Below are 13,111 nucleotides of genomic sequence, written 5' to 3' on the forward strand. Positions count from 1 at the left end.
GTAGCATCGGGCAGGTGAAACCGGACTTCGTGACCCGCCGCGCGGCGCAGCTCGGTCTCGCCGCACTAGCCCTGCGTCCGCCGAAACCGCGGCCGACCTCGATCCCGGTGTTCTTCGCCGGCTGGCTCACCGGCGAACTCGCGCCGCACCTGCTCGCGCTCACCGCGGCCGACACCGTGCAGCACGTCGCGCGGCACGGGGCGCGCCGCCCGAGCGACCGGATCGGACTGGCGCTGGCCGGGCTGTCCGCGGCGGGTTTCGCGTCGCTCATCGGGACGTCGCTGAAGGCCCGGCTGGAGGTCGAGGCCGCGCTCGTCGAAGCGCTCGGCGAGGACTACCGGGACCAGCTGGAGAACCCGTCGGACTTCTCGACGCCGTGGGGACGCCTGCTGATGCCGTTCCGGATGCACGAACCGGACGTCGTGCGCGACCGCAACGTCGCCTACGCCCCCGGCGGCAAACGCTTCCTGCTGGACGTCTACCGTCCGCGCGAGAAGGTCCGCGACGCGCCGGTGCTGCTGCAGATCCACGGCGGCGCGTGGACCATCGGCAACAAGGAGCAGCAGGGCCTGCCGCTGATGCGCCACCTCGCCCGCCGCGGCTGGGTCTGCGTGGCCATCAACTACCCGCTCTCCCCCGCCGCGCGCTGGCCCGCGCACATCGTCGCGGCCAAACAAGCGCTCGCCTGGATCCGCGAGCACATCGCCGAGTACGGCGGCGACCCCCGCTTTGTCGCGGTGACCGGCGGTTCGGCGGGCGGGCACCTGGCCGCGCTGCTCGCGCTGAGCCAGAACGACCCGGCGCTGCAGCCCGGGTTCGAGGAGGCGGACACGAGCGTGCAGGCCTGCGTGCCGCACTACGGCGTGTACGACATCGCCGCGTCGACCGGCGAGGCGGAAAGCCGGTACCGGCTGGAAAGCCTGATGGCCCGGCGAGTGTTCGCACCGGAACACCGGCTGGACGACTACCTCGCCGCGTCCCCGCTGGACCGGATCGCCGAGGACGCCCCGCCGTTCTTCGTGATCCACGGCAAACACGATTCGCTGGTGCCGGTTGCGGAGGCACGGGAGTTCGTCGCCCGGCTGCGGGCCAAGTCCGCCCATCCGGTGGCGTACGCGGAACTGGCCGGGGCGCAGCACGCGTTCGACGTGTTCCCGTCCATCCGCAGCACGCACGTGGTGCGCGGGGTGGAGCACTTCCTGGACTGGGCTTACGCTCAGGCGTTCACGCCGGTCAACGAGAAGAACTCCTGACGCGACCGCGCGTCCTCCCGGAGCGTCCCCATCAGCGTGGACGTCACCGTGGACGAGCCGGTCGCCTGTACGCCGCGCAGGGTCATGCAGGTGTGTTCGGCCTCGATCACCACGCCGACGCCCTTCGGGGACAGCTGGTCGCCCAGCCAGCCCGCGATCTGCTTCGTCAGCCGTTCCTGCACCTGCGGGCGGCACGCGAAGTGCTCGACGACCCGCGCCAGCTTCGACAGTCCGAGGATCCGCTCGCCCGGCAGGTACCCGACGTGCGCGACCCCGATGAACGGCAGCAGGTGGTGTTCGCAGACCGACCGGACCGGGATGTCGCGGGCCAGCACCAGCTCGTCGTAGCCCTCGTCGTTGGGGAACGTGGTGAGGTCGAACGAGCGCGGCGTGAACAGCTCGGCGTACGCGCGGGCCATCCGGCCGGGGGTGCCGCGCAGGCTTTCCGAGTCGAGGCTGATGCCGAGCGCGCGCAGGAAGTCCCCCGCCGCGTTTTCGGCCGCGGCCAGGTCGAAGCCGGGGACGGGCTCGTGGACGACGCGGAGGGCGGTTCCGGACGACTGCATGGGCGATCCTCGGGCTTCGGGAGGCGGTGGGACAGGGTTTCGCCGATAAATCTTTGTCTTATTGCCCGGCGGAGTCAATGTGACCAGGTGAACAAGCCAGGTGGCGGGTTCGGGGAACCTCGCTGGGCGTTATCGTGGGTGTGTGACGAGTGACCTGGCGACCATCCGCGCGGTAGCGGCGCTGGACGAGGACCTGCGCCGGGGGATGTACGCCTTCATCCGCGACGCCGGCCGCCCGGTGACGCGCGAGGAGGCGGCCGCCGCGGTCGGCATTTCGCGCAAGCTGGCCGCGTTCCACCTGGACAAGCTCGTGACGGCCGGGCTGCTGCGCGCCCGCTACGAGACCGTCGGCGGCGTGCGCAAAGTGGGCCGCGCCCCGAAGGTCTACGAACCCGCCGCGACCGACTTCGCGATCACCATCCCGCCCCGGCAGCCGGACGTCCTGGCCGCGATCCTGGTGGACGCGGTCGCGTCGGCGGCTCCCGGCGAACCGGCCCGGGAAGCCGCCCTGCGCGAGGCCGGACGGCACGGCTCCGCGGCAGGCGCGGCCGAACGCGAACGTGCCAAGCCGGGCCGCCTCGGCACCGAACGCGGGCTGACGCTGACGAGCACGGTCCTGGCCCGGCACGGTTTCGAGCCGAACCGCGAGACACCGGTCTGCCTGCGGCTGCGCAACTGCCCGTTCCAGCCGCTGGCCAAGCGCGCGCCCGACCTGGTGTGCGGAATGACGGACCGCTTCTTGACCGGCGTCGTGAAAGGACTGCAGGTCCCAGGGGTGTCGACGGCCCGGATCCCGCCTCGCGACGGCGGGTGTTGCGTGGAGCTTCGAGGGACGGAGTCAGGCGGTAGCTGACCTGGCCTGCTTCAGCCGGCGGGCGAGGTAGTCCGGGATGTCGTCGAACTTGACGTGGTCTTCGAAGACGCCCCGAACGTCTTCGAAGGCGGCCGTGGAGAGATCGGCCGCGACGAACGCTTCGAACTCGATGCCGTCGATGTCGAAGGAAAGAAACCAGTTCCAGCCGGTGGTCGGCGCGGACTCCGGGTACAGCTCCACGACCACATCGCGCGCCGAGCCGAGAGCTTCGAGGTCAGCTTTCCAAGCCTGGCAATGGCCGAGCATGAGCGGGCGTTGCCGCGCCCACCTGCCGGGGTCGGGGCGCGCTGTCTTTCTTGGCACTGCGCAAAACTAGCCGCCGGACGACACCGCGCGCAGCACCCGCTCCGCGTGCGCGGCCGGCCAGTCCTCCGTGAACGGCCGGGTGCGCAGCAGCCAGCGGTGGAAAACCGGGCCCAGCAGCAGTTCCGCGCCGTCCTCCGGGGCTTCGATCTCCGTGCGGGCCAGGCGGTCGGCAAGCGCGCGCAGTTGCGGGCCCAGCAGGCGGTCCAGGACTTCGGCGCCGATGGCCGGATCGGTTTGCAGTTCCGCGGTCACGGCGCGGAGCAGGCGGTCTGTCGCCGGATCGGTCAGTTCGGCGATCATGCCGCGCACCAAGGTTTCCAGGTCCGCCCGCAGGTCGCCGGTGTCGGGGATGGCGACTTCGCCGGAGGCGTCGAGGGTTTGTTCCAGCAGCGCGTCCAGCAGGACCGCGGCGGGCGAGGACCACGTGCGGTACAGCGTTTGCTTTCCGGCGCCCGCGCGGGCCGCGATGCCCTCCATGGTCAGGCCGCCGAAACCGGATTCGGCGGCCAGCGAGAGCACCGCGGCGTGCACGCGGGCCCGGGTGCTGGCGCGGGCCACGTCAGCTCTCCGCGTCGGCGAAACGCTTGTCCTGCCGGTAATCCGTCAGCCGGCCCGACAGCGCGGTCGCGACCATCCCGGGGGCATCGGCTCCGGTCAGAACGCGCAGCCGCTGGTCGGCGGGGTCGTTGACGTGCCGCAGGATCTCCGCGGCGATCTCCGCGGGCGGGGTGCCGCCGCCGGTGCCGGTGGCCGCCCACGGCACGGCCGTCGTGCCGAACATCCGCTCGCGCAGCCCGTCGTACGCCGGGTTCGGGGCGGCGAACCGCATGCTGCCGGTCGCCCATTCGGTGTCCATCCCGCCCGGTTCGACGATGCTCACCCGCACGCCGAACTCCGCGACCTCCTGCGCGAGCGCCTCGCTCATCCCCTCCAGACCCCATTTGCTCGCGCTGTACAGCCCGAAGCCGGGCACCGAACCGGCGCCGCCGACCGAGGAAATCTGCACGACGTGCCCCGACCGCTGTTCCCGCAGCACCGGCAGCGCCGCCTGAGTCAGCCACAACGCGCCCAGCAGATTCGTCTCCAGGATGTCCCGCGCTTCGGTCTCGCTTACCTCCTCGGCCATGCCGACCAGCCCGTATCCGGCGTTGTTCACCACGACGTCCAGTCCGCCCAGCTCGGTCACCGCCCGCTGCACGGTTTCCCGCGCGGCTGCCCGGTTCCGCACGTCGAGCACGTGCTCGACGACGTTCCGGTGCTCCGGCGCACTGCCCGGCGCGCGGACGGTCGCCAGCACCCGGCCGCCCGCTTCCGCGGCGGCCAGCGCCAGCGCCCGGCCCAGTCCGCGACTGGCGCCGGTGATCACCCAGGTTCTCGTCATGCCGCAGACGCTAGCACGAAACGAGACGCACCGTCTCGTTTCACTGTGCGTAAGTGAATCAGCTCTCCGCGGGATAGGCGAGATCGACCGGCTGCCCGGCCGGAGGTCCGTCCGGCCACCACTGCCCGGCGACCCGCACGAACCGGTACCACCGGCTGTCCCGGCCGTAGCGCAGCTGCACCGGCCCGACCGTCACCCGGTTGCGCCACACCTTCACCTCCCCCGGCAGTTCCGCGAGTTCCGCGCGCGCCGCCGCCATCGGGCCGGGGCCGGGACTCCACGTCTCCCGCAGCACCGCCAGCCCGCTCCGGCCGCCCTCCCGCCACGCCTGCGCCGCCACGATCAGCTCCGACGGCGCGACGCCGGCGGCCTCGGCGAGCCCGAACACGTCGGCACCCGGCCGGGCCGCGCGGCGGGCCAGGTCCTCGGCAAAGGTCAAGTCCGCCAAGGCATCCCGCGTGTGCAGGAGGTCGAGCGCGAGCGACGCGGCGTCGGCGGCCAGCGCGGCGAGGGCGGCGGACGTGAGGCCGGTGCGGGCGGGCGGATCGAGGTCGAGCACCGCGGGCGGACCGGGTTCGCCGGGGACGGCGGGCAACGGCGGCAGCGGCGCGATCCGCCGCGAGTACGCCTTTTTCGGCGTCAGTCCGACTTCAGGGGCGCGAACCTGGCGGGCGCTCGGGGTCCGCATTTCGCGCAGCTGAGCCAAAACCTCGTCCCGGCCCCGGCCGCGCAGGGTGAACAGCACGAACGGATCGGCGTCCACCTCGTCGGCGACCAGGTAGTACACCGCCGCCACGTGCTTGCACGGATTCGCGCTGTCCGGACAGGAACAGCGCGGCCGCAGGTCGCCGGGACCGGGCAGCAGGTCGGCCCCGGCCTCGCGCGCCTGGACGGCCAGCTCCTCCGGCAGTTCGCCGTCGAGCAGCGCGGCGGCGTGCCCGAGCCGGCGGCCGGCGACGTCGAGCAGCTGCTCCCACTCCCGCGCGCTGAACTCGCGCATCCGGATGGCGACGCGGTACGGCTCCGGACGGCTTCCCCGCACCCACGCGGTGATCTCGCCCGCGCTGACCGCCAGCTCGTCCACGACGCCCTTGCGCGCGTACGTCCGCCCGCGCGGCAGCCGGTTCGGGTCCAGTTTCGCCCGCTGCTCCAGCGCTTCCACCCACGCCCGGCCCCACCACCGGCTCCCGAACGTCCGCCGCGGCGGCATCAGCCGCTCCCGAGCCGGACGAGGTCGGCGAGCTGGTCGTCGGACAGTTCGGTGATCCAGTCCTCCCCCGCCCCGACGACCGCGTCGGCCAGCCCGCGCTTGGTTTCCAGCACCGCGGCGACGCGTTCCTCGAGCGTGCCCTCGGCGATCAGCCGGTGCACCTGCACCGGCCGGTCCTGCCCGATCCGGTACGCGCGGTCGGTGGCCTGGTCCTCGACCGCCGGGTTCCACCACCGGTCGTAGTGGATCACGTGCGTGGCCTGGGTGAGGTTGAGCCCGACGCCGCCCGCCTTGAGCGACAACAGGAACACCGGCACCTCGCCGGACTGGAACGCGGCCACCATCTCGTCGCGCTGCTTCGGCCCGACCTCGCCGGACAGCAGCGCCGTCGGCAGCCCGCGTTCGGCGAGCCTCCGCTCCAGCAACCGGCACAGCCGCACGTACTGGCTGAACACCAGCACGCTCTCGCCCTCGTCGAGAATGACGTCGAGCAGTTCCTCGAACGCGGCGAGCTTGCCCGACCTCCCGCTCAGCACGCCGGCGCTTTCCTTGAGGTAGTGCGCCGGATGGTTGCAGATCTGCTTCAGTTCGGTGAGCAGCTTCAGCACCTGGCCGCGCCGCTGCACCCCTTGCGCCTCCCGGATTTGCGCCAGGTTCTCCCGCACCACCGCCTCGTACAGCGTGGTCTGCTCGGCGGTGAGCGGGACGTACCGGTCGGTCTCGGTTTTCCGCGGCAGCTCCGGCGCGATGTCCGGGTCGGTTTTGCGGCGGCGCAACAGAAACGGCCGGACCGTCGCGGCGAGCCGTCCGGTGACCGTCTCGTCGCGGTCCCGTTCGATCGGCCGCGCCACCGTGCGGCGGAACTTCTCCAGCGGGCCGAGCAGCCCCGGCGTGGTCCAGTCGAGCAGCGACCACAGTTCGGTGAGCCGGTTCTCCACCGGCGTGCCGGTGAGCGCCACGCGGGCTGCCGCGGGCACTTGCCGCAGCTCTTTCGCCGTGGCGGACAACGGGTTCTTGACGTGTTGCGCCTCGTCCGCGGCGACCATGCCCCAGTCCACTTCGGACAGCAGCTCCCGGTCGCGGCGCAGCACCCCGTACGTGGCGAGCACGACCTCGTCCGGGGCCAGGTCGTCGAGATGCCGTCCGCCGCCGTGGAACCGGCGCACCGGAACGTCCGGCGCGAACTTGCCGAACTCGCGTTCCCAGTTGCCCAGCAGCGAAGTCGGGCACAGCACGAGCGTCGGACCCGCGGCCAGCGCGCGGCGGTGCAGGTGCAGGGCGATGAGCTGGATTGTCTTGCCCAGCCCCATATCGTCGGCGAGACACGCGCCGAGGCCGAGGTCGGTCATCGCGACGAGCCAGCCCAGCCCGGCCCGTTGATACGGCCGCAGGGTGGCGGTGAGCCCCACCGGTTCCTCGACCGGTGCGGGCTCCCTTTCCCGCAGGCGTTCGGCGAGCCCGGACAACGCCGGCTGCGGCGCGAACTCCACGCGTTCGCCGTCGACCTCCAGCTCACCGGTGAGCGCCGCGGCCAGCGCTTCGGCTCCGGTGAGCCGCGATCGCCGGGCCCGCATCCGCGCCAGCAGCGCGGGATCGAGCTTCACCCACTGCCCGCGCAGCCGGACCAGCGGACGCTTGGCCTCGGCGAGAGCCGCCACCTCCTCGTCGGTGAGTTCGCTGCCGCCGAGGCTGAGCCGCCAGCGGAACTCCAGCAGGCCGTTGAGCGGGAACGCCGGACCGGATTCGCTCGCCGGAGTCTGCGTGACGCTCGCCTTCGCCCGCACTTCCCCGGCGAAAAGGTCCTTGGGCCACAGCACCTCGATGCCCGCGCCGCCAAGGTCGCGAGCACCGGTGCCGAGCAGGTCGACCACCTCGTCGTCGGACAGCGGCAGCGTGGTCGGCGCCGGTTCGGACAGGATCCGGCCCAGCGGCGGCCAGGCTCGCGCGCCTCGCCGCAGGCCGAGCAGAAGCTGCGTTTCCACCTGGTCGCCCAGCCGGTGCAGAACCGCCTCGGGCGCGTCCCACAGCGTGGCCGCTTCGACGACCAGACTCGGTTCGAGGGTGGACCGGACGGCCAGGACTCCGGAGAATTCCTCGTCGGTCGCTTCGATCCGCAACAGCAGTTGCGCGCCGTCCGGGCGGCGGGCTTCCAACTCGGTGAGCCAGGCCGCGCCGTCCGGGTCCAGCAGCGTGGGCTGCACTTCCGCGAACGCCGCCCCGCCGGATCCGACCGCCGCCGCCGGGCTGCGCACCAGCACGTCCGCTGCTGCGTCCCACACTGCGCGAACGAGCGATTCCGGCGAGTGCAGCCGGATGCGTTTGACGCCGGAAAGCGGGAGGGCGTGTGCTTCCGGGGGCAACGCTGCGGCGAGGCCGCGCAGGAGTTCCTCGTCCGCTGCGTCTAGCGGGCCTACGCGCCAAGTGGCTAGGCCGCTCGGAGTGGCCGCCGGTCGTAGCCGTCCGCGCGCTACGAGGTTGACCCCGGCGTTGACCACCGCCGACCACGCCGCCAGCGCCGGACTGGTTTCGTCCGGCAGCACGAGCAGCCGCGGGATGGCCTTCGCCAGCGGCACGAGCCGCGCGACCACCTCGGTGCGGGCGAATTTCCCGCCGCCGGGCAGGACGAGCTGGATCGGGGTGTCTCCCTCGATCTCGTCGCCCCACAGGGCCAGAACTCCCTCGCGCGGGGGGTCGGAGGGGAGGTAGGTGGCTTGGGTGGTCTGGTCGAACTCCACCCCTCGCACGGTAGCTGGTTGGTCTGACAATTCTGCTCGTCGCCCTGGCGGGCGACATTGCTGGTGATGGGGTGCGTGGAGCCCCCGAAGTTTGATTGTGCTGACGGTTCGGGGGTGCTTGTCAAGGCGGGAAAGATGCCTTGACAAGCACCCCCGAACCGCAGGGAGGCTTCGTATCGGGGGCGGGGGGAGGGGTGGGTGCCTCGCTCGTTGGGTGCGGCGGTGCGGTTTTGGTGCGCGGCTTGGGTGGGTGGGGGCTGGCGGCGCGCGGTGGCGGTGGCGGGGTGGTCGTGAGGGCGGTTACTTGTCCAGCAGGAGGTGGACGGAAAGTTCCAGGCGGCTGGCCACGTCCGCCGCGGAGGCGCGGCGGGTCACCCAGGCGACCAGGTTCGCCATCCACACGTCGGCCACCACGTGGAAGATGTCTCGGTCCGCCTCCGTTGGGTCGTCGATGCCCATCGCGCTCGCGAACATGTCCTCCATCAGGCGGCCGACCAGTTCCACCTCCGCGGCCGCGGACGTGTCGGCGAACATGAACGCGCGCACCATCGCCTCGGTCAAATGCGGGTCGCGCTGCATCAGGCGGGTGTTGCGGCCCAGGACGAACATCAGGCGCTCGGCGGGCGTTTCGCCGGGGATCGCACTGCGCTGGATCTTCTCGTGCGCCGCCTCGAACTGCTGCGCCAGGCCCGACACGAGCAGGTGAATCTTCGACGGGAAATACCGGTACAGCGTGCCCAGCGCGACGTCGGCCTTCTCGGCTACCGCGCGCATCTGCACCGCGTCGTAGCCGCCCTTGGAGGCCAGCGCCAGCGTCGCGTCGATGATGCGGCGGCGGCGGTCCCGCTGGGCCGCGGAGCCCAGTTCCTCGCCCATCGCGCCGAGGCCGTTCGCCCGCGTTTTCGCCGCCGGCGCCTTCGCCTTCCCCGGCATCGCCATTCCCCTTTGCCTTACGGAACTCGTTCCAGTTTCCGGGTAAGCGTACCTGCCCTGGAGAAAGGTTCAACTCGCGACCGCCTGGCGGAAAAACTGTAACACGTTCTACACTCGCCAGTAGCTCTGTACCCCGCGAGGAGGAGACCGATGCCGGTCGCGCTCACCGAGGAACAAACCGCGCTCGCCGCCGCCGTGCGGGACTGGGCGGCGGCACACGATCCGATCGCCGCCGTGCGCGCGGCCGAAACCGCGGGCGCCAGTCTGCCGGACGGGTTCGCCGCGCTCGGCCTCGCCGGCATCGCGCTGCCCGCGTCGGTGAACGGCGCGGACGGGACCGTCGCCGACCTCGCGGCGGGGCTCGCCGCCGCGGCGGAAGCGCTGGTGCCGGGGCCGCTGCTGAGCACCGCGCTGGCCGGGCTGCTGCTCGCGGAGCACGCGAAGGAACTCGCCGCCGAGATCGCCGACGGCACCGCGCGGGTCGCGGTGCAGCTCGAAGAATCGGCGGCCGTACCCGGTGCGGACGCTGAGTCGTGGCTGCTCGTGCCGCGCGGCGGACAGTACGTCTTGGTCCCGCCCGGAACGGCGGTGGAACCGTTGGCTCCCTTCGACTTTTCCCGGTCGCTGGGGCGGGTCAGCGCCACCGCGGAGGGCGAGGTGCTGGACCTGCCGGACGTCCGCGATCTCGCCGCGACGCTCGCGGTCGCGGAAGCCGCGGGCGTGACGCGCTGGTGCCTGACCACCGCCGTCGAATACGCCAAGGTCCGGGAGCAATTCGGCCAGGTGATCGGCGCTTTCCAGGCGGTGAAACACCTCTGCGCGGAGATGTTGTGCCGCACCGAAGCGGCCGAAGCGCTGGCCTGGGACGCGGCCTCGGCCGTCGGTGATCCGCTGGCCGTCGCGAGCGCTGCCGCGGTGGCGTTGGACGCCGCGGTCGAGAATGCGAAGGACTGCATTCAGGTGCTCGGCGGAATCGGGTTCACCTGGGAGCACGAGGCACACCTGTACCTGCGCCGCGCGTTGGCGTTGCGGCAATGGCTCGGCGGTTCTCCGCGATGGCGGAAGCGGGCTGCGGACCTGGCGTTGGCCGGAAAGCGGCGGACGCTCGGGGTCAACGTCGGCGAAGACGCCGAGATCACCCGGCTGGTCGCGGAAATCGCCGCGCTGCCGGAAGAAAACCGCCGCACCGCGCTGGCGGACTCCGGATTGCTCGCCCCGCATTGGCCGCAGCCGTACGGAATGGGCGCGGACGCAGCGACGCAGCTGCGGATCGACGCCGCGCTGGCCGAAGCGGACGTCCGACGGCCGGACCTGGTGATCGGCGGCTGGGCGGTGCCGACCATCCTCGCGCACGGCACCGACGACCAGCGCGAACGCTTCGCCAAGCCGACGCTGCGCGGCGAGGTCACGTGGTGTCAGCTGTTCAGCGAGCCCGGTGCGGGCTCGGACCTCGCCTCGCTGCGCACCGTGGCGCGCCGGACGGACGGCGGCTGGCTGCTGACCGGGCAGAAGGTGTGGACGTCGCTCGCCCGCCAGGCGGATTGGGCGATCTGTCTCGCGCGCACCGACCCGGACGTGCCGAAACACAAGGGAATCACGTACTTCCTGGTCGACATGCGCGCCGCCGGGATCACCACGCGCCCGCTGCGCGAGATCACCGGGCGGAGCGTGTTCAACGAGGTTTTCCTGGACGACGTGTTCGTCCCGGACGCCGATGTCGTCGGCGAACCCGGCGCGGGCTGGAAACTGGCGCGCACGACGCTGGCGAACGAACGCGTCGCGCTGGGCCGGGGTTCGGCGGTCGGCGAAAACGTGGAGGCGCTGCTCGAATCCGCGCCGGAGGACGTGGACCGCGACCGGCTCGGCGCGTTGATCGGACAGGGCAGCGCGTGTTCGGTGCTCGATCTGCGCGCGACACTGCGACGGTTGGACGGCCTCGGCCCGGGTGCGGAATCTTCGGTGGGGAAACTGCTCGGGGTACGGCATCGGCAGGAAACGGCCGAGTTCGCGCTCGAACTCGCACCGGAGCTGGTCGCGGAAACCCCGGCGGCGCAAGAGTTTCTGCTCACCCGCTGCTTGTCCATCGCGGGCGGCACCACGCAAGTCCTGTTGTCCGCCGCCGCGGAACGCGTGCTCGGCCTGCCGCGCTGACCGAGTCGGCGAAGGGCCCCTCGAGGGCATCGAGGGGCCCTTCAGCACCCGTTATTCCGCCCGGTGAGCGGCGGCGAGCTGGGCGTATTCGTCCAGCAGCGCCAGCGTTTCCGCCTCCGGCAGCGTCGGCAGCATGAACCCGTACTGGTTCAGCCCGGCGTCGGCGTACTGCTTGATCGCGTCCGCGTCGGCCGGTCCGCCGAAGAGCGTCGACGGCAGGTCCGCGCGCCCCGCGTCCGCGAGATGCCGGCGCACGCGGCGCACCTCGTCCGGCGTCACCGCGGGGTTGGGAATCCAGCCGTCGCCGTGCTCGACCAGCCGCTTCAGCGCCGCGTCGCTCGCGCCGCCGACGTAGATCGGCGGATGCGGCGTCTGCACCGGCTTCGGCCACGCGAAGAACGGGTCGAAGTCGAAGTGCTTGCCGTGGAACTCGGCCTGCTCCTGCGTCCAGATCTGCTTGAGCACCTGGATCTGCTCGTTCAGCAGCGCGCCCCGGGTCTTCGGATCGGTGCCGTGGTTGACCATTTCCTCCCGGTTCCAGCCGGCGCCGACGCCGAAGACGACGCGCCCGCGCGACACCAGGTCGAGCGACGCCACCTCCTTCGCGGTGTGGATGATGTCGCGCTGGATCAGCAGCGCGACGCCGGTGCCCAGCTGCAGGTTCGAGGTGTTCACCGCGGCCGCGGTCAGCGCGACGAACGGGTCGAGCGTGCGGTAGTAGACGCGCGGCAGTTCGCCGCCGCTGGGGTAGGGCGTTTCGCGGCTCGCCGGGATGTGCGAGTGCTCCGCGAGGAAGAGCGACGCGAACCCGCGCTCCTCCGCTGCCTCGCCCAGCACGTCGGGCCGGATGCCTTCGTCGGTCACGAACGTCGAGATCCCGAAATCCATGCCTCCTTCTACTCCGCGGATCGGGCAGGTATTCCCGCGGGCTGTTGACAGATCACCGGCCCTGTCCGCTAGCGTTAAATCATCACCCGTTGAATAGGGAGGCTCCGGATGGACGTGACGGACGTCGACTTCGAGGACATGTACCAAGGCAAGACCCCGATCGGGGAGAAGATCCCGTGGGACATCGCCGGCCCGCAGCCCGCGGTGGTCGCGCTCGAAGCGGCGGGCGGCTTCCACGGCGAAGTGCTCGACATCGGTTGCGGCCTAGGCGAAAACGCAATGTTCCTCGCGTCTCGCGGGCACCGGGTGACCGGTCTCGACGGCGCGCCGACCGCGCTCGCCCGGGCCCGCGAAACGGCCGCGAAGCGCGGTCTGGACGTCACCTTCGCGCAGGCCGACGCAACCCGGCTCGAGGGATACGAAGGCCGTTTCGACGCGATCCTCGACAGCGCGCTGTACCACTGTCTCGACGAAGAACAGCGGCACGCGTACGTGGCGGCGCTAGTGCGCGCGACCAAACCCGGCGCGCGGCTGAACCTCTTCTGCTTCTCCGACCAGGTGCCGGCGGCGTTCCCGATCCCGTACCGGATCACCGAACAGAATCTGCGCGAAACGGTCGGCAACGGCTGGACGATCCGGGTGCTCGAACCGGCCGTCTACACCACCGCGATGACCCGCGAGGGCCTGCTCGCCGCGGTCGCCGCCCTTTCGGAAGGCGAACCGCCGGACCCGACCGCGCTCGACTCGCTGGACGTCGACGAGCAGGGCCGTGTCCTCGCCCCGGTGTGGCGGCTGGCCGCCGACCGGGCGTGAC

General features: G+C 71.7%; 12 protein-coding genes. 4 read left to right on the top strand and 8 right to left on the bottom strand.

The window, feature by feature from the left end; translation table 11 throughout:
• The first annotated feature begins 14 nt into the window (after positions 1-14).
• Complete coding sequence (locus F9C11_RS37175) at positions 15-1,253, top strand: alpha/beta hydrolase fold domain-containing protein (protein ID WP_409182019.1); 1,239 nt, start codon at positions 15-17, stop codon at positions 1,251-1,253.
• On the opposite strand, the gene folE is transcribed toward F9C11_RS37175, so the two are convergent.
• Positions 1,217-1,819 (bottom strand): GTP cyclohydrolase I FolE, encoded by a 603-nt coding sequence (gene folE / locus F9C11_RS37180; RefSeq protein WP_182890725.1) that lies wholly within the window; start codon positions 1,817-1,819, stop codon positions 1,217-1,219. The genes F9C11_RS37175 and folE overlap by 37 nt on opposite strands.
• 142 nt (positions 1,820-1,961) lie before the next feature.
• Between folE and F9C11_RS37185 the strand changes: the two genes are divergently transcribed.
• Entirely contained in the window at positions 1,962-2,672 is a 711-nt protein-coding gene (locus F9C11_RS37185; RefSeq protein WP_409182020.1) for a helix-turn-helix transcriptional regulator, read from the top strand.
• On the opposite strand, the gene F9C11_RS37190 is transcribed toward F9C11_RS37185, so the two are convergent.
• The 6 genes from F9C11_RS37190 to kstR form a co-directional block, all read right to left on the bottom strand.
• Positions 2,658-2,996: a hypothetical protein gene (locus F9C11_RS37190; protein WP_409182021.1), complete on the bottom strand. Its 339-nt coding sequence runs from the start codon at positions 2,994-2,996 to the stop codon at positions 2,658-2,660. The genes F9C11_RS37185 and F9C11_RS37190 overlap by 15 nt on opposite strands.
• 9 nt (positions 2,997-3,005) lie before the next feature.
• The gene (locus F9C11_RS37195) at positions 3,006-3,557 is read right to left on the bottom strand and encodes a TetR/AcrR family transcriptional regulator C-terminal ligand-binding domain-containing protein (protein ID WP_409182022.1); all 552 of its coding nucleotides are present in this window, start codon (positions 3,555-3,557) and stop codon (positions 3,006-3,008) included.
• A 1-nt stretch (position 3,558) separates the two neighbouring features.
• Positions 3,559-4,380 carry an SDR family NAD(P)-dependent oxidoreductase gene (locus tag F9C11_RS37200; protein WP_409182023.1) on the bottom strand — a complete coding sequence of 274 codons (822 nt, stop codon included), beginning with the start codon at positions 4,378-4,380 and terminating at the stop codon, positions 3,559-3,561.
• A gap of 58 nt (positions 4,381-4,438) precedes the next feature.
• On the bottom strand, positions 4,439-5,590 hold the full coding sequence (locus F9C11_RS37205) for an SWIM zinc finger family protein (protein WP_409182024.1): 1,152 nt from the start codon (positions 5,588-5,590) through the stop codon (positions 4,439-4,441).
• Positions 5,590-8,325: a DEAD/DEAH box helicase gene (locus tag F9C11_RS37210; protein WP_409182025.1), complete on the bottom strand. Its 2,736-nt coding sequence runs from the start codon at positions 8,323-8,325 to the stop codon at positions 5,590-5,592. Before F9C11_RS37210 ends, F9C11_RS37205 begins: the two co-directional genes overlap by 1 nt.
• Before the next feature lie 300 nt (positions 8,326-8,625).
• A complete protein-coding gene (gene kstR / locus F9C11_RS37215) occupies positions 8,626-9,264 on the bottom strand; it encodes a cholesterol catabolism transcriptional regulator KstR (protein WP_409182026.1) in 639 nt (212 codons plus the stop codon).
• A gap of 144 nt (positions 9,265-9,408) precedes the next feature.
• On the opposite strand from kstR, the gene F9C11_RS37220 reads away from it, so the two are divergent.
• Entirely contained in the window at positions 9,409-11,409 is a 2,001-nt protein-coding gene (locus tag F9C11_RS37220; protein ID WP_409182027.1) for an acyl-CoA dehydrogenase family protein, read from the top strand.
• A gap of 51 nt (positions 11,410-11,460) precedes the next feature.
• Here the strand turns inward: F9C11_RS37220 and F9C11_RS37225 are convergent, their stop codons facing one another.
• Complete coding sequence (locus F9C11_RS37225; protein WP_409182028.1) at positions 11,461-12,297, bottom strand: LLM class F420-dependent oxidoreductase; 837 nt, start codon at positions 12,295-12,297, stop codon at positions 11,461-11,463.
• Positions 12,298-12,405: 108 nt separating this feature from the next.
• On the opposite strand from F9C11_RS37225, the gene F9C11_RS37230 reads away from it, so the two are divergent.
• On the top strand, positions 12,406-13,110 hold the full coding sequence (locus tag F9C11_RS37230; protein ID WP_409182029.1) for a class I SAM-dependent methyltransferase: 705 nt from the start codon (positions 12,406-12,408) through the stop codon (positions 13,108-13,110).
• Position 13,111: the final 1 nt, after the last annotated feature.

Source organism: Amycolatopsis sp. VS8301801F10 (genome assembly GCF_046195355.1).
In the GTDB taxonomy this organism is placed as follows: Bacteria; Actinomycetota; Actinomycetes; order Mycobacteriales; family Pseudonocardiaceae; genus Amycolatopsis.